Source organism: Clostridium bornimense (genome assembly GCF_018917145.1).
Lineage (GTDB): Bacteria > Bacillota > Clostridia > Clostridiales > Clostridiaceae > Clostridium_AN > Clostridium_AN bornimense_A.
The window spans coordinates 19,638-40,769 of record NZ_JAHLOD010000017.1 but is presented as its reverse complement, the minus strand read 5'-3'; the positions used below and the strand labels follow the sequence as shown (position 1 = coordinate 40,769).

The 21,132-nt window shown below is 28.0% G+C and carries 21 protein-coding genes; 16 read left to right on the top strand and 5 right to left on the bottom strand.

Annotated features, from left to right (window positions below):
- The first annotated feature begins 14 nt into the window (after positions 1-14).
- Entirely contained in the window at positions 15-539 is a 525-nt protein-coding gene (locus tag KQI30_RS07915) for an RNA polymerase sigma factor (protein WP_216462764.1), read from the top strand.
- Positions 536-1,888 carry a hypothetical protein gene (locus tag KQI30_RS07910; protein WP_216462763.1) on the top strand — a complete coding sequence of 451 codons (1,353 nt, stop codon included), beginning with the start codon at positions 536-538 and terminating at the stop codon, positions 1,886-1,888. The genes KQI30_RS07915 and KQI30_RS07910 overlap by 4 nt, the downstream gene beginning before the upstream one ends.
- Here KQI30_RS07910 and KQI30_RS07905 read toward each other — a convergent pair.
- Both KQI30_RS07905 and KQI30_RS07900 read right to left on the bottom strand, forming a co-directional pair.
- Complete coding sequence (locus KQI30_RS07905; RefSeq protein ID WP_216462762.1) at positions 1,878-2,144, bottom strand: hypothetical protein; 267 nt, start codon at positions 2,142-2,144, stop codon at positions 1,878-1,880. The genes KQI30_RS07910 and KQI30_RS07905 overlap by 11 nt on opposite strands.
- Positions 2,145-2,351: 207 nt before the next feature.
- The gene (locus KQI30_RS07900) at positions 2,352-3,251 is read right to left on the bottom strand and encodes a metallophosphoesterase (RefSeq protein WP_216462761.1); all 900 of its coding nucleotides are present in this window, start codon (positions 3,249-3,251) and stop codon (positions 2,352-2,354) included.
- Between the two features lie 351 nt (positions 3,252-3,602).
- Between KQI30_RS07900 and KQI30_RS07895 the strand changes: the two genes are divergently transcribed.
- Positions 3,603-4,301, top strand: a complete 699-nt coding sequence (locus tag KQI30_RS07895; protein WP_216462760.1) for a hypothetical protein — start codon at positions 3,603-3,605, stop codon at positions 4,299-4,301.
- Positions 4,302-4,507: 206 nt separating this feature from the next.
- Here the strand turns inward: KQI30_RS07895 and KQI30_RS07890 are convergent, their stop codons facing one another.
- Positions 4,508-5,203 (bottom strand): helix-turn-helix transcriptional regulator, encoded by a 696-nt coding sequence (locus tag KQI30_RS07890; protein ID WP_216462759.1) that lies wholly within the window; start codon positions 5,201-5,203, stop codon positions 4,508-4,510.
- A 239-nt stretch (positions 5,204-5,442) separates the two neighbouring features.
- Between KQI30_RS07890 and KQI30_RS07885 the strand changes: the two genes are divergently transcribed.
- From KQI30_RS07885 to KQI30_RS07865, 5 genes are all read left to right on the top strand, one after another.
- Positions 5,443-7,392, top strand: a complete 1,950-nt coding sequence (locus tag KQI30_RS07885; protein ID WP_216462758.1) for an NEAT domain-containing protein — start codon at positions 5,443-5,445, stop codon at positions 7,390-7,392.
- 98 nt (positions 7,393-7,490) lie between these two features.
- Entirely contained in the window at positions 7,491-8,165 is a 675-nt protein-coding gene (locus KQI30_RS07880; protein ID WP_253287436.1) for an NEAT domain-containing protein, read from the top strand.
- A 16-nt stretch (positions 8,166-8,181) separates the two neighbouring features.
- The gene (gene isdE, locus KQI30_RS07875; RefSeq protein ID WP_216462757.1) at positions 8,182-9,048 is read left to right on the top strand and encodes a heme ABC transporter substrate-binding protein IsdE; all 867 of its coding nucleotides are present in this window, start codon (positions 8,182-8,184) and stop codon (positions 9,046-9,048) included.
- A 2-nt stretch (positions 9,049-9,050) separates the two neighbouring features.
- Positions 9,051-10,031 carry a FecCD family ABC transporter permease gene (locus KQI30_RS07870; protein WP_216462756.1) on the top strand — a complete coding sequence of 327 codons (981 nt, stop codon included), beginning with the start codon at positions 9,051-9,053 and terminating at the stop codon, positions 10,029-10,031.
- On the top strand, positions 10,028-10,807 hold the full coding sequence (locus tag KQI30_RS07865) for an ABC transporter ATP-binding protein (protein ID WP_216462755.1): 780 nt from the start codon (positions 10,028-10,030) through the stop codon (positions 10,805-10,807). Before KQI30_RS07870 ends, KQI30_RS07865 begins: the two co-directional genes overlap by 4 nt.
- 284 nt (positions 10,808-11,091) lie before the next feature.
- On the opposite strand, the gene KQI30_RS07860 is transcribed toward KQI30_RS07865, so the two are convergent.
- Both KQI30_RS07860 and KQI30_RS07855 read right to left on the bottom strand, forming a co-directional pair.
- The gene (locus KQI30_RS07860) at positions 11,092-12,351 is read right to left on the bottom strand and encodes a hypothetical protein (protein ID WP_216462754.1); all 1,260 of its coding nucleotides are present in this window, start codon (positions 12,349-12,351) and stop codon (positions 11,092-11,094) included.
- Between the two features lie 250 nt (positions 12,352-12,601).
- On the bottom strand, positions 12,602-13,714 hold the full coding sequence (locus tag KQI30_RS07855) for a hypothetical protein (protein ID WP_216462753.1): 1,113 nt from the start codon (positions 13,712-13,714) through the stop codon (positions 12,602-12,604).
- A gap of 205 nt (positions 13,715-13,919) precedes the next feature.
- Between KQI30_RS07855 and KQI30_RS07850 the strand changes: the two genes are divergently transcribed.
- The 8 genes from KQI30_RS07850 to KQI30_RS07815 all read left to right on the top strand — a co-directional run bounded on the left by KQI30_RS07850 (position 13,920) and on the right by KQI30_RS07815 (position 21,029).
- Positions 13,920-14,360 (top strand): DUF4405 domain-containing protein, encoded by a 441-nt coding sequence (locus KQI30_RS07850; protein ID WP_216462752.1) that lies wholly within the window; start codon positions 13,920-13,922, stop codon positions 14,358-14,360.
- 41 nt (positions 14,361-14,401) lie between these two features.
- Positions 14,402-16,201 carry an ABC transporter ATP-binding protein/permease gene (locus KQI30_RS07845; protein ID WP_216462751.1) on the top strand — a complete coding sequence of 600 codons (1,800 nt, stop codon included), beginning with the start codon at positions 14,402-14,404 and terminating at the stop codon, positions 16,199-16,201.
- A 4-nt stretch (positions 16,202-16,205) separates the two neighbouring features.
- Positions 16,206-17,876, top strand: a complete 1,671-nt coding sequence (locus KQI30_RS07840) for an amino acid ABC transporter ATP-binding/permease protein (RefSeq protein ID WP_216462750.1) — start codon at positions 16,206-16,208, stop codon at positions 17,874-17,876.
- Between the two features lie 13 nt (positions 17,877-17,889).
- Positions 17,890-18,189 (top strand): nitrous oxide-stimulated promoter family protein, encoded by a 300-nt coding sequence (locus KQI30_RS07835; RefSeq protein ID WP_216462749.1) that lies wholly within the window; start codon positions 17,890-17,892, stop codon positions 18,187-18,189.
- An 11-nt stretch (positions 18,190-18,200) separates the two neighbouring features.
- The gene (locus KQI30_RS07830) at positions 18,201-18,596 is read left to right on the top strand and encodes a YbaN family protein (RefSeq protein ID WP_216462748.1); all 396 of its coding nucleotides are present in this window, start codon (positions 18,201-18,203) and stop codon (positions 18,594-18,596) included.
- A 311-nt stretch (positions 18,597-18,907) separates the two neighbouring features.
- The gene (locus KQI30_RS07825) at positions 18,908-19,771 is read left to right on the top strand and encodes an EamA family transporter (RefSeq protein ID WP_216462747.1); all 864 of its coding nucleotides are present in this window, start codon (positions 18,908-18,910) and stop codon (positions 19,769-19,771) included.
- Between the two features lie 10 nt (positions 19,772-19,781).
- Positions 19,782-19,901 carry an HTH domain-containing protein gene (locus KQI30_RS07820; protein ID WP_253287435.1) on the top strand — a complete coding sequence of 40 codons (120 nt, stop codon included), beginning with the start codon at positions 19,782-19,784 and terminating at the stop codon, positions 19,899-19,901.
- Positions 19,902-20,126: 225 nt separating this feature from the next.
- Positions 20,127-21,029: an ATP-binding cassette domain-containing protein gene (locus tag KQI30_RS07815; protein WP_216462745.1), complete on the top strand. Its 903-nt coding sequence runs from the start codon at positions 20,127-20,129 to the stop codon at positions 21,027-21,029.
- The last annotated feature ends 103 nt before the right edge of the window (positions 21,030-21,132 follow it).

Here is a 21,132-nt window from a genome sequence, read left to right as displayed (position 1 = left end):
TAGGGGTGAGAAAAGTGGATGAAAAGGAACTAGAAGAGTCATTTGTTACCGGTGGCGATGAAGAAATAAATTATGCTATTGAACTTTATGGACAAGGTTTATTGAAATATTGTCATAGTATAACAGGAAATTATCATGATGCTCAAGATATTGTACAGATGACTTTTATTAAGGCATATAGTAAAAGAAAAAAATATAAGCCAGGGACATCATTGTCGGCTTGGATTTATAAAATAGCATATAACACTACTATTGATACAATGAGAAAAAGAAAAGTACTATTTTTTTTAAAAGAAAATGAAGAGGATACAAGTTATATTAGTGAGGATATAAAAGAGGCATTAAAATCATTAACAATAGCTGATAGAGCTTTAGTCTTTAGTAGGGTTATAGAAGAAAAGAGCTATAGTGAGTTGGAATATATTTATGGTGTATCAGCAACTACTCTTAGAAAAAGATATGAGCGAGCGAAAAAGAAGTTAGCTAAGGCTCTAATGGATACTAATTCTTATTATGAAAGATTGGGGGTAACAAAATGAATTTTGATAAAGATGAATTATTAATTAAGGATGCTTTAAATAGTATAGAAACTCCAGGATATAAAATAGATATAAATATAAGAAAAGAAACTAATAGATATAAGGGAACTAGAAGATGTATAGCATTAGCTATAGCGTTGACTATGTTTGTATCAGTGGGGGGTATGGGTGCAACTATACCAAGTTTTAATAGGTTAATATCTAAGGTTCAAGATGAAATAGGAAATTACTTGTATCCGATACAATTAACATCAGAGGATAAAGGTATAAAAACAGAGGTTGTAGCAGCTTATAATGATGATGATATGGCTGTAATATATATTAATATACAAGATTTAGAGGGCAATAGAGTGGATGGAAGTACAGATTTTTATAACTATTCATTTAGCAATGGAGATACATTTGGAGCAGAACTGGTGAATTATGATGAAAGTACTAAAACTGCTACAATGAGAGTTATGATAAATGGAGGAAAGAAATTAAGTAATAAGGATATTGTATTTACATTAAATTCATTTATCAGTGGTGGTGTAGAGCTAGAGGATATTGATACAGGAATTAATATAAGTGACTTTTATACAGAAGAACAAAAGTTTTGTACTTTGAAAGAGGAGACTAGTAGTGGATCAGGAGGAGCTGACTATAAAAAATTATATAGAAATGGTATAGAAAAAATATTACCGTTAGAGGATAAAAATATAGCAGTGCCAGGGGTAGACTTTATGCATATAACTAACATGGGGGTAATTGATGGCGAATTTCATATACAAACAAAGTGGACAGGTACTGGTATTGACGACCATGGCTTCTTCTTTATTAATGATGAAAATGGAGAAGAGGTACCATATAGAAGCGTATATTTTGGTATAAGTAAAGAAGGAAGATTGCTTCAAAGTGATGATAGAGATAATATGGGAAATTACATTAATGGATATGAGTGTCAAGAATTTATTTATGATTTGAAAAGTATAGATATAAATAAAAGCAAGATAACAGCATACATGAAATCTAGTAAAAATTATATTGAAGGAAACTGGAAGACTAAGTTTAAGTTAAAGGCTATAGATGAAAAGAAAGAATATAAATGTAATATTGAAGAAGATAATATTAAGATAAATAAGATGATTTTAACTCCATTAGGACTTACAATGTACGGACAAGAAACTTATCAGTATGACAATGTACCTAAAATGGAAGTAGTATTAAATATGAAAAATGGAACTGTGAAAAAATTAGATTCAGAGATGTGGGATGATGAAAAAGGAATATTACTTAAATGTGTAGGAGATGAAATTATAAAAGTAGATGAAGTTCAATCCATAAGTATTAATGGAAAAACTATTGAGTAAAGATAATATTAGAAATATTTTTTAATAATTTTAAAGTTTTTTCTTTGGATATTGCTAGTGCTACTAGTATGATGCAGGAGATTAAAGATAAAATCCAGTGAGAGAATAGAAATGAAAGCACTGCAAATACAGAAAGTGATTTTAAAAGAAATCGTAACATAAGATTTTCTTCTGATATATATTTTTTATTTAGCATTTTATTTGCATATAATAAAGTTAATATTAATAGTGATAAAAGTATAAATGCTGAATTCATAAAAAGAATCTCCTTTAAATATAATTACGATATTAAAATTATAGATTGAAAAGAAAAATATGTAAATATGGAAAAGATCATATTTAGATTAAAAAATTATAAGATTTATACGATAAGTATTAATGGGACACTATTGAAATAAACAAGGAGCTGTTAGATAACGATTAAATTCGTAAGTAACAGCTTTTTTTCTATAAGTATATATGATTAATGGAAATACTTGAAGTATTCTTCGATACGTTCTGGACCTGCTATAATTTCTCGCCCTATAAATAAAGATCTATCACTTTTAGTTTTTATTTGCCATCTTACTAATACTATTAAACCATTAACTATTTCTAAGGCAGTAATGCTATGAGGGTGAACGCAACTGCCATCGTTAAAATAAGGAGCATGTCCTACTGCGGGAAACATAGGTCTATGTGTATGACCGCATATAAGCATGTGCTTTTCTTTCTCGACCCAATTTGTTAACTTCTTAGCAACACGTTCTTTCTTTACATAATTTTTAGCAGTACTAGTGGGATCATTAACACCGAATATTTCCAATGGTTTCCAAAGGTACCGAACTAAAAACTTGCTAAGCCAACCAAATTTATCGTTAAAGATATCACCTTGATGTCCATGGATTAAAAGAATTTTCTCATCTGTTTCTTGATGTCTTAAAATTAATCCTTCATGAGCTTTTATTCCAGGGAATAATGGAACTTTTACATTTTTGATTTCATCAAAACAACTAAATAAGTTCTTTTCTAAAAATTTATTATCTTTTTTTGCTTTATCATGATTTCCATATATCAAGTATAGTCTTTTAGCATTAAAAAATTTTGATAATATCCAGTATATATCGTAATGTTCATTGACTATATTGCAAAGTTTGTTATTTTCCCAAAGTTCATCTCCATCTCCAAGTTCAATATAAGTAAAGCCTTGTTCGTAGTAATATTCTAAGGCAGAAAAATAGATATTTTGATTTTTAGAAAAATTATCTGATAAACCACCATCTCCACGGTGACAATCACTTATGAAAACTAATTTTGAAGAATTATTAAAAGTAATTTCTTCGGAAGAGTAAAAGACTTTTGAAATACGACTTACTATACTCATAACGCCTCCATAATTAAAAAAATTCACCTCTTTATTAGAATATACCTCTTATTAGAATATGGGACAATTAGTTTTTAATAATTTCCATTCTATGTAATAATTATTTATTATTAAAATTCAATATTATAAATAATAAATACAGATTTATCAATATTCATTCATAAAGTTAATATATTTATTCATAATTGAAGAAAAAAGAAAAAAAATACGAATAGGAAATTAAAACCCTGTTATGTGAAAAATTGTAGAAAAGCTATAAAAAAATTTTATATAATACAAACGCAGCAAGAAAAAATTGCAAAAGTAAACTAATGAAAATTTATATATAAGAAACGAAAGGTGGAAAATAAAATGTTAAGAAATATGTTAATGGGGTTATTAATATCGGCAACAGTTGTAGGTGGAGGAGTTACTGCTTTTAATATTAATGAAGCTGGACAAGTAAAAGAATCATTTAGTAATACAAAAGCTATAGTAAATCAGCATAAAGAATATGAAGGCAAATTACAAGATGCTTATAACAAGTTAAAAGAAAATGCAACAAATAAGGTAAATGAAGCAAATACTAGAATAAATAACAAAAATAAATCTATAGAAGATTTAAATGCTGAGGTTAAAAAATTAAATAATACTATTAAAGAAAAAGATTCTCAAATTAAAAAATTAAAAATGGAAGCAATGATTAAAGATCTTACTATTATTAAGCAAAAACATGAAATAAGCAAATTAGAAAAGGACAAGGCTAATTTAATAGCGGAAAGAGATGGACTAAAAGCTCAAATTAAAGATTTACAAGAAAAAAATACTCAATTACAAACGACTGTTAATGAGCAAAAAAATCAAATTAATAGTTTAAATGCAGAAAAAGCAACTTTACAAGAAAAAAATGAAACTTTAGTAAATAATCTACAAGCAGCTAATGCAGAAATTGAGAATGCAAATAATACTATAGCAGAGTTAAAAGAAGATATTAACAATTTTAATAAAGAGAATGGTGTAACAGAAGTAGAAGGAATAGATGGAAGCTTTAATGTTACAATAAATCAATAATAATTATATTTGATTTTTAATAAAGGTATATAAGGGTGTAGAGAATTAAAAAATGAGTTGTTGCACGTTGTGCTTCAGCTCATTTTTTTATATATAAAACTATTATAATTAAGTGTTGTTATTAAACTATATATTAGTATTGTAAAAAAACATATTTTCAAGCTATATGAAACTGTAACTTTCATTAGCATTTTGAATTAATTATTTTATTTTGAAAAATTATATCTATATTCTAGAGGTGTCATATCAACAAACTTTTTAAAAATTGTACTATAGTAACTTTGATTGTTAAAGCCAACGGCAATAGATATATCAAGTAATGATAAAGAAGTGCTTTGTAGAAGCTCTTTACTTTTTTCTACTCGATAATTATTTAAGTAATTTACAAAGGTTGTTCCAGTCTTATTTTTAAATACAGAACAGAAATAACATTTGTTAATATTAAATTCTGAACAAATATCATCCATAGTTATAGAATCAGAATATTTTTCTTCTATGTAATCAATAGCTCTTGAAACTACTGGTGAAGTTATATTTGCTGAATTTATGTTTAATATATTTGTAATTAAAGATGTTAAGTGATAAAGGTAATCTGAGTTAGTAACAAAATTAGCGTTAGTATCAGTTGATTTATATGGACCTATGACTAAGAACATAGGTTTTTTATTGTCGTAAAATAAAATAGTAGTAATAGTAATATCATCTTCATAATCTAATTGTATTCTAGAAGGCTTAAAATTGAGATTTTTTAAGTCTTCAATTATATTTAGTTCATCAAATAATTGTTGTTCTTTTTCTTCATAGCATCTTTTATATATAATTGAAAAATTATTATCTAATATGGATATAGGAAGATTGAAAAAATTAAAAAAATCCGTTATTGATGATAATGAAGTACTCATAAATAGCTCCTTTCAAGATTATAGTTTGACAAGTTTATTAAATATAATAAAAAAATATATAAATATATTTAAAATATTGTCGTAAAAAGTATGATATTATATCTAAGGTAAATGAAAACTAATATCAATTAGAAAAATATTCAAATACACTTGATAATCAGTATCAATTACAACTATAATTATCTAAGAAAAATATATAAAAGTCAAATATAAACTTAATATTTAGGGGGAAAACATTTATGATAAAAAAGAAGATTACGAGCATCTTAGCTGCAATTATGATATCAACGGCGGTATTAACGACAAATGTACAAATAGCAAATGCACAAGAATTAACAAAGATTGAGAATACAGTTTCAAATTTAGAAGATGGTAATTATACTATAAAAAATAAGACTTCATATGGATCAGATAGCTCTCATGGTGAAGCTATGGCAAGACAAATTGTGGGAGAAGACACTAAAATCAAAGTTGAGAATGGAAAAATCAATGTTACATTAACATTAAATGAAAAAATGTATAATATGCTTGAAAATATTGAAGTTTCATTAGCAGGGCAAAAAATAGATGCAGTAGAGAATAAGGAAGAAAAAACACTTACTTTCTCAGTGCCATCATTAGCGTCAAAAATTGGGGTAAAAGTAGGCGTTAAAGGGATGAATCATACACAAGCATTTACAATTTCAAATGATACAACAACTCTAAAGAAATTAGTAGTAACTAACATTGCTACTATTAAAAATGATGTTGTCTATGGTAGTAGCTTTGGATATCAAATGGTAAGAGGATATTTAAAAGAAGAGTCTAATGTAGTTGAAAAAGAAGGCAAAAACAAAGTTACATTAACTCTTACAAGTGCTAACTTAATGAAGAATTACGAAGTTTCTGTAAATGGTGAAAATACAGAAATAGAAAAAGTAGTTGAAAATGATGAAGCTAAATTAACTTTCAATATGGACAACTTAAGTGATGAAATAAAAGTTAAACTTAAAGTATCTATGGGCTTTATGGAAAAGGATATTGAATTTGGAGTTAACTTATTACAAGATTCATTTAAAATAGTAGATTCAAAAACTGAAGAGGTTCCAGTTAAAGTTACAGGTGGAGATAATAACACTGAAGGTAACCCAGAAGATTCAACTCCAGAAACAGGTAACCCAGGAGAAAGTAAACCTGAAGAAAATAAGCCAGAAAATACAACTCCAGAAACAAGTAAACCAGAGGAGTCAACAAAACCTGGTGATGTAAATACAGGAAATGAATCAGTAGGTACTAAAATCTATACAATAGAAAATGATGTTATTTATGATAATCCTGTTGGATATCAAATGGCAAGAAACTATTTAGAAAAGATATCTAAGGTAGAAGTAATTGAAGGTAAGTATTTTGTTACTTTAACTTTTACAGGTACTGAATATATGAGCAATCATGAAGTATATGTAAATGGAAATAAGATAAATGCAACAGTTACAAATAATAATGGTAAAGCAATAGTTAAGTTTGAAGTTGCTAGCTTAAATGAAGATATAAAAGTAAGTACATATGTAGCACCAATGAGCAGAAATGTTGAATTTGGTGTAGCATTAAAAAATGATACTCTTAAATTAGTAAGTGGTAGTACAGCAGACGACATAACTACAAATGATACTACAAGTGGCACTACTAATAATAATTCAAATAATGCAGGTACCAATACAGAAGCTAATGCAGCACCTGTTATAGTAAAAGGAAAGCTTTACTCCATTAAAAATAAGGTTACTCATGAAAATGCTACTGGACAAGCTATGGCTAGAAAGTATTTAAATGATACATCTTATGTTGAAGAAGTAAATGGTAAGTACTTTGTTACTTTAACTTTCACTGGAAAAGAATTTATGCAAAAACATGTTGTTTATGTAAATGGTAAGAAAGCTAATGCTACTATAACTAATAGTGGAGATGAAGTAAAAGTAAGATTTGAGGTATCAAAATTAAGTGATTCTATCAAAGTTAGTACTTATGTAGTTCCGATGTCTAGAAACGTTGAGTTTTCTGTTGAATTATTAGAAAATACTTTAACTTTCATTAAGGAATATGATGTTGAAAATGGAACATTACCTCAAACAGGTAGCCCAATAAATCCTGAAACAGCAGCGGCTTTAGGAACAATACTTTTAGGGGCAGGGTATGTTTTAATAAAGAGAAAATAATTAGTTTTATCACACTAAGATAGTGATATGTAGGGGCTGTCACACAAATGAAGGAGTGTGGCAGCTTTATTCAATTTATAGAAATAGGAGAAGTAAAAATGAGTATAGTTAAAAATATAAAAAAGATAATGGTTGGATTTCTAGCATTAATGCTAACAATTGCTTTTTCTACATTAGCTTATGGAAGCGAAGATGTTAAGAGTGGAGTATATCAAGTTAAAAATAGTGTTTATCATGAATCAGAACTAGGTATGTCTATGTCTAGAAGTTATTTAGATGATACTATGTTAGTTAAGATCACAAAATCAGAAGTAGTGTTTACTATTGGTTTTTCTGGAACATCATATATGAATAATTACAGAATAGTTATTGATGGACAAGAAGTTCCTGTTGAAATAGTAGAGGAAAATAAGGATGCTGGAACTATAAAGGTGCAAGTTAAGGCAGCATCAAAAGATGTAGATATGCAAGCAAAAATATATGTTGATCCAATGGGAAGAGATGTAGAATTTTCTATAATTCCTGATTATGAAAACATGACTTTAGTAGAAGCTATCGAGGAAGAAGATAATACTGAAGATGCTAATGCTGAGGAAGCAAATGTTGAAGAAGTAAGCAATGACGAGGTAGAGGTAACATCTTTAGTAGAACCTAGAAGTGTTTCAAAAGATAATAAAGATAAGTCAAACAGTAAGACAGCAGTTATTGTTATTGGTGCAATAGTAGTTATAGCTGCAGGAGTAACAGCATTAAAGTTTAAGTTAAAAAAATAGTGGAGTGAAATAAAATATGAAGTATAGAAAGATTGTCAGTTTACTTATATCAATTTTAATGTTAATTGCATTAGTTGGTTGTGGTAGCAGTGATAGTAAAGAAGCTAAGAATGAAGCTTATGGAGTTGTAGCGACATCAGTAGCAGTTACTGAAATCTTAGATGCTTTAGGCGTTAAGGTTGTAGGAGTACCGACAACATCTTATGAGTTACCTGAAAGCACAAAAGGTGCTACAGAAGTAGGAAATCCTATGAGTCCAGATTTAGAGATTATTAAGTCATTAAATCCTAGCGTTGTGGTATCTGTAGATACATTAGGTTCAGATTATATAAATCTTTTTAAGGATAACAATATTCCAAGTGAATTTGTATCTCTTGAAAGTTTAGATGGACTGAAAGATGCTATCAAAACATTAGGAACACGTTTTGATAAAAATGATAAGGCAACAGAATTAATAAATTCTATTGAAGAAAAAGAAAATAAATTTAAAGAATCAGATACAAAAGGTGAAGATGTTCTTGTGCTTTTTGCGGCACCGGGATCTACAATGATTGCTACACCAAAGTCTTATATAGGAAGTTTGGTGGAGATAGTTGGCGGTAATAATATAGTTAAAGATGATAAGAGTTCTTATGTAACTTATAGTAAGGAAGAAATATCAAAGTTAAATCCGAAAAAAGTATTAGTTATGATGCATGCTATGCCAGAGCAAACAAAGGCGGCTTTAGAAAAGGAATTTAAAAGTGATACAGCATGGCAAAGTATAGAGGCTATAAAAAATAATAATATTGTGTACTTAGATAATACTTATTTTGGAATGAGCGCAAATCTTAAGGTAATAGAAGGTCTAGACATATTAAGAGAGATAGTTGCTGGAGAATAGTGATGAAGAAAAAAAGATTAATATTCATTATGGCTTCGTTTATATTGTTAATAATGATGATTTTAGTATCGTTAAAGTTAGGTAGTTTAGAAGTTAGTTATGGTGAATTAATAAAAGGAATATTATTAGGTAGTAACGAAGGCAATGTAGGTATAATAAAAGATTTAAGAATGCCAAGGGTAATTATTGCAGTTTTAATTGGTGCTAATTTATCTATAGCAGGGGTATTATTGCAAGCTGTTATTAGAAATCCATTAGCAGATCCATATATAACAGGTATATCTTCAGGAGCTTGTGCTGTAACAGTGTTTTTTATGGTATTTGTACCTGGTGTTGTAACACTAAGACCATTGTTTGGATTTTTAGGTGGATTAATAAGTTGTATTATTGTATATTTTATGGCATTTAATAAGGGGCTATCTCCTATAAGAATAGTTTTAGCAGGTGCGGCTTGTAATGCATTATTAGGTGGTTTTTCTTCTATGTTTACTATTAGTGCTGGACTTGGTTCTGCTAATATTCAAAAGTGGATGATGGGTAGTCTTGCTACAGTAACATGGAATAACGTATTTATATTAGTTATCTACTCTATAATTGGTATTACATTAGCATTATTATTAAGTGGAAAATGTAATATATTAATGCTTGGAAGTAAAAATGCTAAAAGCTTAGGGGTAAATGCTGATTTGTATATGATAATTGTGACATTAGCAGCTGTATTTTTAGCTAGTATTTCAACTGCTATAGCAGGGGTTATTTCTTTTGTGGGTCTTGTAGTTCCTCATATTTGTAGAATTCTTGTTGGTTCAGATCATAAATATTTAATTCCATGTAGTGGTGTAGTTGGAGCTATTTTAGTATTATTTTCAGATACCATAGGAAGAGTTCTTATGGCACCTTACGAAATACCAGTAGGAATAGTTACGGCTATAATAGGAGCACCATTCTTCTTATATCTTTTAAAAAGGAGTAACTTAAAATGATAGAAGTAAAGAATATAGAATTTGCGTACGAAAAAAATAAATCTTTTATAGAGAATCTTAATGTTAATATAGAAGAAGGAAAAGTTACTACAATACTTGGACCAAATGGAAGTGGAAAATCTACATTACTTGGTATAATTTGTGGATTAAACAAAATTAGTAATGGAGAAGTGTGGATAAATAATAAAAACATAAAGAAGTTATCTTATAAAGATTTAGCAAAGGAAATTGCTACAGTTCACCAACAAAATTCTGTACCAGAAGACATAACTGTTGAAGAATTAGTGTCTTATGGTAGAACACCATATAGAAAGCATTATAGAGGAAATGATGAAGAGGATAATAATATAGTAGAGTGGGCTATAGAAAAGACAGGATTACAAGGTTTAAAAAATAAAGCTGTTATGAGTATGTCTGGTGGTGAACGTCAAAGGGTTTTTATTGCCATGGCATTAGCTCAAAAAAGTAAGGTACTATTCTTAGACGAACCAACTACTTATTTAGATATATATCATCAAATTGAAATATTAGAATTAGTAAAAGAATTAAATGAGGAATATAACTTAACCGTCGTTATGGTACTTCATGATATTAATCAAGCTATAAAATATAGCGATAATATAATTGTTATGAAAAAGGGAAAAGTAATTGATTGTGGAAAATCTAATGAGGTTATAAACATGAAACTACTAAATGAAGTGTATAACATTGGTGGATTTATACAAGAACATCAAGGTGAAAAGTATTTTATTCCTTTAAAATTAACTAATAATTAATGAAAGGAACTGTCGCACAAAGGAGTTAGAGATCAGAGTGCGGCAGTTTTTTCAGCAAAATAGAATGTCAAGGCACAGATGCATGGCACAAGTGTGAGGGCACAAGGCACAGGTATATATCAGTATACAGTTGTCAGTGCACAGTGCACAGTGATTGTAACTCTAGCCGTAGGCAGGACTATAATATTTTACCTTTGGGGAAAATTAATCGAAATAGAAGGAGGTATCGCTAACAAATTTTCATTTGTTAATGCGACACCTCCTTTTTTATATAAAAAATTTAGTTAGAGCCTTTTCTTAATAAATACTGTGCCACCTAATGTTGTTAAAAGTGATGCTAAAATTAAAAGTGTTTTAGTATTTATAGGGGAACCAGTTTGAGTTAGACGTTTTATATTATTTTTATCATTGTTATTAGTATTATTTTTAGTATCATTAGTATCGTTAGTATCGTTACAGTTATTGTCTTCGGTATTATTTATAGTAGTAAATTTATCTATAGTATATACAGTCATATTATTATCATCATATACTGATAAATTAGTCATATCTTTATTAACTTCATATTTTTCCATAAGTTCATTATTTTCTAGTTTAGAAACAATTTTTCTACCATCTGCATTTTTTAATGCCCATAGGTTACCATCTTTATCAGTTGTAAGTTGTTTTATACTTCCTGTATATTTTTTATCTAAAGAAAATTTATTTCCATTAAAACTATAGCTATTTAAAGTAAAATCTTCACCTAAGAAGTAGAAATGATTATCTACTACATATATATTGGATTGAATATTTTCATTAATAGAAAATCTAAGTAGATTTTTATTATCTACAATTATTAAACTTACTGATTCTCCATTATATTCAGTAATAAATGGTCTATTTTTATTGTCAAAGTCAACTGATATTGTATTTGTACTTAGATATTGAAAGTTGTCATTATAAACTCCTGTAAAGAAATTATTTGGATTATTTTCTTGTGGTCTCATAATAAAGGTAGTGTATTTAGTACCTTTTAAATCGTATTTTTCTTCAAAAGAAAATGACTCTATATTATTGCTATTATAATTGGAATTAAATTCTTTATTTACTTTTTTAGTAACAACTTTCTTTATTGAATTATTTTTTTCTATTTCATCTGCATGAGTATAAAAGGCAGTAGTATAAGTTGTATCAAAGTTATGATATAATTCGCTATCTACAACGTAGCGTGGGTCATTATTTTTAAAGTATACTATATTATCATTTCTATTAATAGCGTAAAAATAAGCATGGTTAGCATTTCCAAATATTTTTTTAGCATTGTTGTTCTTCAAGTGATATAAAGAATACGTAGAACTTGGAGAATAGTTATAATCGTCATATGAAAATGCTAAACCTGTATCTTTATATTGAACTACTGTAATTATATTATCTAGAGTTGAATAATCCATATATTTTTTTGGAGCATTTTCTTGAGCATATGCAACAGTTGCATTTATAGAAAACAATATTAGTATTAAGTATGACATAAGCACACTTGTTAGTTTTAATAAATTTTTCATGTTATTTCCTCCTTGTTATCAAACAAAAATATTATGTATTAATGATTACAAGGATTATTATAATAGGATGTTATTGCCAAAAATATAAAAGTTGTTTCCAAGGTATTAACAAATACAAAAAATATAAAATTAAACCATAATATAGATGATTTACAGTTAAACGTATAAGAAATATAAAAAGTGTCTTTACAAAGTTCGGGGGAATTCTTTGTAAAGACACTGTATAAGGAAGTTAAAGTTTTAAATTATTTTATTTGTGTATGCTAGTATACATCTTAGTATTATACGCAGTAATGTTGTTATCATCGTATATTGATAAATCATATAAATTTTTATTAATTTCGTATTTTTCAATTAAGGTATTAGCGTATAACTTGCAAATTATATTACTATCATTGCCTATTTTTAAGGCCCATAAGTTGCCGTTTTTATCAGTGTGTATACTATGAATTTCTTCATTAAAGTTTTTGATCAATGTGCATTTACCAGTTATAGCATTATATCTATATTTAGATAGACTGTGTCTATTTAATATATATAGATGATTATTTACTACGTAAACATTTGATGAAGAGTTTTTTGGTAAGTTAACTTTAATCATATGTTTATTATTCATAATCATTAAGGTACTAGTAGATGGTTCTTGAATAACGAGTCTGTTTTTATTATCAAATGATATATAAGGTACAGATATTGAATTTGAGATGTATTCTACATTATCGTTGTAAACACCATGAAATTGATAATTGTAATTTTTATCGATACATAGAGAAAAAGTGGTATATATATTTCCTTTATAATCACATATCTCGTTAAAATTAAAATATTGTATTTCGTTAGCATCATAGTTAGTATTATATTTTTGATTTACTTTTTCAATAGCAACTTTTTTATTTGTTAAGACTATATTATCTTCACTATCTTTTTTTGTTACAGATGAGTTGTTAAAGTCATAATAGTATTTTGTTAATATTTCTGAATTATATTGATAGGTTGAAAAGTTTACTATATTATCAGAGCGAGTTAGATTTGATATGTTGTTGCCAACTAAGTTATCAGATACTTTATTATAGTTATTATTTTTTAATTCATATAAGTCATAATGACCACCGGCTAGACTATAATTATAATTATAATTTAAATTAGGAAAATGATTAGAAAAAACCAAAGCCTTATTTTTGTATTGGACTATTTTTTCTATTTGATTTTCATTAGAATAATTTAGAGTGGAATAATTTAAATACTTTTTTACGTTCCTTTTCGAGAACATTTCTTTTGCATTTACTACATTGCTATCAACAATAGTAGATAAAAGAAGCAAGTATGCCAAGGACATACTTAAGATTTTTACTATTTTTTTCATTTTAGTACCTCCTAATATATTTTTCAAATCAATTTTATAAAAAATATGTTACCCAAATTAGTAAAAGTATTTCTAAAATGTTACCAAATAAAAATATATTTATAAAAAAACTAAAAATAGTGATAATAGTTCTCAATATCGTTAAAGATAAATTTTATAAAACTATTTAATATTATAAGGAACAAAAGATAGATAGGAGATACATATGAATAAAAAATATATAAGAATAGTTTTAGATATAATTATGGCTATAATTTTACTTAGCTTAATGAGAATAAAGATAACAGGAATGTTTTGGCATGAAGTTTTAGGAATTGTTATTTTATGCATGTTTATTATTCATGTATGGAGTAATTTAAGAACTTTTAAGGCTATGCATAAAGGAATGAAAAATAGACGACTTACCTGTAAAGCTATGATTAATCATTGTTTAAACTTGGTATTATTTTTACTAGCATTGGTAGCTGTTATAACAGGAATTTTAATTTCATATACAATTTTGACAAACATAACTATTGCCAATAGAGATATTGTTGCTATAGTTCATAAAATATCAGCAGCATTGTTATTTGTTGGCGTTGTAATCCATATTGTATTACATAGAAAGCATATTAGAGGAAAAGTTAGAAACGTATTTGGAGTGTAAATTTGACGATTATTTAGAATAATAAGGAGAGAAACAAACATATGATGATAAATAAAAGGTTAATTAACTTGTGTAGTGAATCAAAAAAATATATTGCATTAACTATATTTGTTAACTGGCTAGCTGTTATATGCAATATATTAACGGTATTATTAATTGGACAATTTATAAATAGAATGGCAGAAGGACAAAGATTAGTTCTTGATAATAATAATTTAATAAGTGCTATGTCTCAGTTTAATTTAGTAGGTAATATATCACTTTTAACAGCTGTTATATCGATAATATGCTTATTAGCAATAAGATATACATGTAATATTTTATATGCTAAATTTTCTAATGCAGCATCTGCTGGTGTAAGAATTAAACTTAGAGAACTTATATATAAGAAGTTATTAAAGCTTGGGGGAGGATATAGCAAAGTTGAAAGCACATCTTCTGTTGTACAAGTTACTGTTGAAGGGGTAGAACAATTAGAAATATACTTTGGAAAATACTTACCACAATTTTTCTATTCACTTTTAGTACCGGTAACATTATTTGTATTTATTAGCTTTATTTCATTAAAGGCAGCGTTGGTATTTATACTTTCAGTACCATTAATACCAATTTCAATTATTGCAATTATGAAGATTGCTAAGAAAATTTTAAAGGATTATTGGAAGAGTTATTCTGATCTTGGTGGAACGTTTTTAGAAAATCTTCAAGGTTTAACAACTCTTAAGGTTTTTGATATAGATGAAGAAAGACATAAAAAGATGAATGAAGAAGCTGAGGGCTTTAGAAAAATTACTATGAAAGTTCTTAGTATGCAACTTAATTCTATAACTATAATGGATTTAGTAGCTTTTGGAGGATCAGCAGCAGGAACAATAATGGCTTTATTCCAATTTAGAAATGGAGAAATAGCTGTTGGTAGTTTAATTGTAATAATTCTACTTTCATCAGAATTCTTTATACCTCTTAGACTTTTAGGGTCATATTTTCACATAGCTATGAATGGAATGGCAGCATCAGATAGAATGTTTGGAATTTTAGATGCTGAAGAAAGAGAAAAAGTTGCTTGCAGTAACAATGATATTAATTTTGATAAAGTATCTATAAAAGTAGAAGATGTTCAGTTTAGTTATGATGGTGAAAGAACAGTTCTAAATGATATTAATATGAATATTAATGAAGGTGGAGTTGTAGCTATTGTAGGTGAAAGTGGTTCTGGTAAGAGTACTATAGCATCTTTAATTTTAAATAATTATAAGGTTACAAAAGGAAGAATATTATTAAATAATATAGATATAGAAAAGGTAGCGTTAGATGACATATATGAAAATATAGCATTAGTATCTACTAATAGTTATATATTTAATGGAACTATTTTAGATAACTTACTTATGGCTAAAAGTGATGCTACAGAAAAAGAAATAGAGGAAGCATTAAAGACAGCTAGATTATATGACTTTGTAGAAAGTTTAAAAGATGGATTAGATACTAATGTTGGTGAAGGTGGTAATAATTTATCTGGTGGACAAAAACAAAGATTAGCATTGGCTAGAGTTATTTTAGCTAATAGAAAGATGATAATTTTTGATGAAGCTACCTCAAACATAGATGTTGAAAGTGAAGAGGCTATTTGGGAAGCAATTTATGAGCTTTCTAAGGACAAGACTGTTTTAGTAATATCACATAGATTAGCAAATGTTAGAGATGCAAAAAATATTTATGTTATGAATAAAGGTTCATTAGTTGAAAGTGGAACACATGAAGAGTTATATGCAAAAGAAGGACATTATTACGATATGATAAATAAACAAAATCAATTAGAAAAAATAAGGGAGGCTATATAGGGTTATGAAAAGAAGATCAGGCTTCCAAATAATGAAGAGATTAATAGTAGAGTTAAAACCTCTTGCTCCTATTATGTTCATAACTATAACTATGGGCATATTAGGCTTCTTATCAGCTATTGCAATTGCAAGTTTTGGCGCTGTGGCTATAGGAGCATATATAGGAGATATAACATTTATATCTTTTACTGGCGCTATGGTTGTTATGGCAGTTTGTGCATTACTTAGAGGTTTTTTAAGATATGGTGAGCAATTATCTGGGCATTATATAGCATTTAAAATTCTTTATTTATTAAGAGATAAGGTATTTACTCATTTAAGAAAATTAGCACCGGCTAAATTAGAAGGCAAGGAAAAAGGAAATCTTATTTCACTTATTACTTCTGATATTGAGCTTCTAGAAGTGTTTTATGCTCATACTATAGCACCTATTGCTATAGCTATTGGGACAAACACAATAATAGCAGTAATACTATTTTTAATAAATCCATGGTTTGGAGCATTATCAGTAATATTCTATTTAATAGTTGGATTTGTTATACCATATGCTTCTTCAGCCTTAGCAAAGGATGCCGGAGTAGAATACAGAAATATGTTTGGAGTAAGTAATAACTATATTCTTGATTCTTTAAGAGGATTAAAAGAAGTATTATTATTCAAAAATGGTGATAAGAGATTAGAAAAGATTAATGAGAATTCTAAGAAGTTAAATAAGAGTCTTGATAAGATTAAAGAACATGAGGGTATCATTAGAGCGATAACTGATTTAGTTATAATGATTGCTATTTTAACATTTGTAGTAGTTGGATTTGTTCAATATTCTAAAGGTGATCTTTCACTTACTATGACATTAGTAGGAATTGTAATTATAGCATCTTCTTTTGGACCTGTAGTAGCATTAAGTAACTTATCTAATACGTTACTTCAAACTTTTGCTTGTGCAGAGAGATTATTTGCGCTTTTAGATGAAAAGCCACAAGTAGAGGAAGTTGTAGATGGTAATGAAATTACTGGAGAATCTATTGAGTATGATAATGTAACTTTTGCTTATCCTGGTAGATCTGAAAAAGTATTTGATTCAACATCTATAGATATAAGAAAAGGTGATAAAGTTGCCTTAATTGGAGAAAGTGGTATAGGTAAAAGTACTTTTATTAAGCTTATTATGAGATTCTGGGATGTAAATGAAGGTAGAGTTAATTTAGATGATAGTAATATAAAGAATGTAAATACAAAGTCTCTTAGAAAAGTACAAACTTTAGTTAGTCAAGAAACATATCTTTTCAATGAATCTATTGAAGATAATATAAAGGTTGGAAAGTTAGATGCAACTAGAGAAGAAGTTATAGAAGCTGCTAAAAAGGCATCTATTCATGAGTTTATTTCAACACTTCCTAAGGGATATGACACTAAGGTAGGGGAACTAGGTGGTAATATTTCTTCAGGAGAAAAACAAAGAATAGGTTTAGCTAGAGCCTTCTTAAAAGATGGTGAAGTGCTAATTTTAGATGAACCAACAAGTAATTTAGATACATTAAATGAAGGCGAAATATTGAAGTCTATTAAAGAAAATTGTGAGGATAAGACTATACTTCTTATATCACATAGAAAATCAACTACAGCTATATGTAACAAGGTGTACAAGTTGCAGAATAAGAAATTAACTGTAAATTGAGGTGTAACGACATTTGGGAAAAATAGATAGAGAAAAGAAAACAGTAAAATTAATGATAGAGATTTATTGTAGAAAGAAACATGGACATAAAAAGGGTGAATTATGTGAGGAATGTAGTGAGCTTTTAGAATATGCTCATAAGAGATTAAGCTACTGCAAATTTGGAGAGAATAAGACTACTTGTGGAAAGTGTCCAATTCATTGTTACAAAAAGGATATGAAGATTAAAATTAAGGAAGTAATGAGATTTTCAGGTCCAAGACTTATAATTTATAATCCAGTGGAATTAATAAAACATGCATTAAATAAATAATGAGGTTAGGAATGAATAAAATAAAAAAAGTTTTATATGTAACGGTAGGATTTATAGCATTTGCATTGGGAGCAATAGGTGTAGTACTACCAGTATTACCGACAACACCATTTTTGTTATTAGCATCGGTATGTTTTGCAAAAGGGTCAGATAGGTTTAATAACTGGTTTGTTAGTACTAAGATATATAAAAAGCATTTAGAGTCATTTGTTCAAGAGAGGGCGATGACATTAAAGCAGAAAATAGTAATATTGGCTTTTGCTGATACTATGATAGCAATACCTTTTATCATGGTTGATAACTTAATGATGAGAATTACACTAATTTTAGTAGTTTCTTTTAAGTTGTATTACTTTATATTTAAAATAAGAACAATTAATCCTAATGAGATTGAAGCAGAAGGATAAATAATATAAAAGGAGGTGTCGCATTAACAGATGAAAATTTGTTAGCGATACCTCCTTTTATTATGGCAGAAAACAGAGCACAGGTTAGATGGCACAGGGCACAAGTAAGGTTAATTTTCCCTAAAGGGAAAATATTTTAGTAACTGTGCCTTGATATCTACCTGTGACTTGTGACCTCATACTTGTGCCATGCTTTTGATCTATCAAACTTACTGAAAAAGCTGCTATACTCTCGTATCAGATCCATTTTTATGAAAAGGATAAAAATGAAGAGACATAACTGTTACAATATAAATAAGGGAGATGATAATATGTGGATTGCATATGCTTTTGGATCAGCATTTTTTGCTGGTATAACAGCTATTTTAGCTAAGATAGGTGTTAAAAATGTACAATCTAATTTAGCAACAGCAATAAGAACTATAGTAGTATTAATATTTGCGTGGATGATGGTATTTGTAGTTGGGTCATATGATAGTATAGGTAATATAAGTGGATATACTTTTACTTTTTTAATACTATCTGGACTAGCTACTGGGGCATCGTGGATATGCTATTTTAAGGCGTTGCAATTAGGTGATGTAAATAAGGTGGTTTCTATAGATAAATCTAGTACAATTTTAACTATGATTTTAGCTTTCATTTTGCTTGGAGAAAATATATCTGTATATAAGTTTTTCTCAATGATTTTAATAGGGGTAGGGACTTATTTAATGATAGAGAAAAAGGAAAATGAAAAGGGACATGTTGAAAAGAAAAGTTGGCTTATATATGCAGTACTTTCTGCAATTTTTGCTAGCTTAACTTCTATTTTAGGTAAGATAGGAATTGAAAATGTAGAGTCTAATTTGGGAACTGCAATAAGAACAATAGTAGTGCTTATTATGGCGTGGCTTATTGTTTTTTATAAAGGAGAACATAAGGAGATAAAAAATGTTGATAAAAAAAGTTGGTGGTACATTGGATTTTCAGGTATCTCAACTGGGTCATCATGGATATGTTATTATAAGGCATTGCAAGATGGAGAAGCTGCAGTAGTTGTGCCTATAGATAAGTTGAGCATTTTAGTAACAATAGCATTTTCATATTTTATTCTTAAAGAGAAAATATCTAAAAAATCTGGATTTGGACTAGCACTTATTACTATTGGGACAATGTTATTGGTGTTTTTGTAGATTAATGTCTATGTTACAAAATAGAACAACAGCACAGAGACTAAAAGATAGGTTTGAGGTTTCTGTGAGAACTATTATTAGAGATATAGATACGCTTTGTATGGCAGGAATACCAGTAGTATCAAGTTAAGGTGCAGATGGAGGATATGAAATTCTTGAATCAGTAGTATCGAGATAACTACTCAGTACAGTTGAATTGATCTGTTAGCAGATTGTACTGAGGTAAAAATAAAATATTAATAGTAGTTTATATATTAACAGGAGTTTTTATTTCATTATTAAATAATTTAAGTGCAAGTTATTATAAAAGCTTATACAAGGAATAGATAATAGGGCAATGGCGGGGAAAGGAATATTGTTTGACTATTACTTTACTGTTATAAGACAGTTAGTACCATCAATAATTTTTAGTCTAATTTTTATATGGTCTATTAGTAAAACGATTACCTATATTATATTAGCAGGATATACTGTAGTTTTTATAGTTACAAACTTATTATTAAAGATTTTATATAAATTTAAAGAGAATATTTTATGTAATGAGGAAAAAATAAATCATTGCTTAGTGCGAGGATTTATGGAGATGGTTGTCTTTAGGATTAGTGGGACATTTAAAAAAGAAATAGAAAAGACAATGTCAGCTAAATCGGAATTGATTGAATATAAAGTTAAAATGAATCTTATTCATGAGGCTTTTTTTACGATATTTGCATTATTAGTTACGTTTATAAAGATAGGAATTATCATATATGTATGGAAGACTAAGGCTATTTCTATTGGATCAATAATTGCATTAATCACTTTAGTTGATAATGCATATACACCTGTGGCTATATTTAATGTATTGTTTGTGCAATATAAATTAGATAAGGTAGCTTTTAATCGTTTTAAGAGCTTTCTTGATTCGCTAGAAGATAAGCAATTGAAAGATGGACATGTAATAACAAAGCTAAATGGAAAAATATCTGTTGAAAATTTATCTTTTAGTTATAGTGAGAGAAATATTTTTAGTAAACTTAATTTTGAAATTAGTAGTGGTGAAAAGGTAGCTATTATAGGGGAAAGTGGGTCAGGAAAGTCAACAATAATAAAGCTGCTTATGGGTCTATTAAAACAAGATAAGACTGTGATTTTCATAGCTCATAGATTAAATTCAATTAGAAACTTTAAGCGTATTATCGCATTTAAAGGTGGGGATATTGTTGCTGAAGGAAATTTTGATGAATTAATGGATAAAAGTGATTACTATATAGCTTAGGAGAATAGCTATTTGTATTTGAAGATGTTAATGGAAAAAAATAAAAAAACTATTGCAATATGGTATTAGATACTATATAATGTGTAATACAAGGTAAATAATA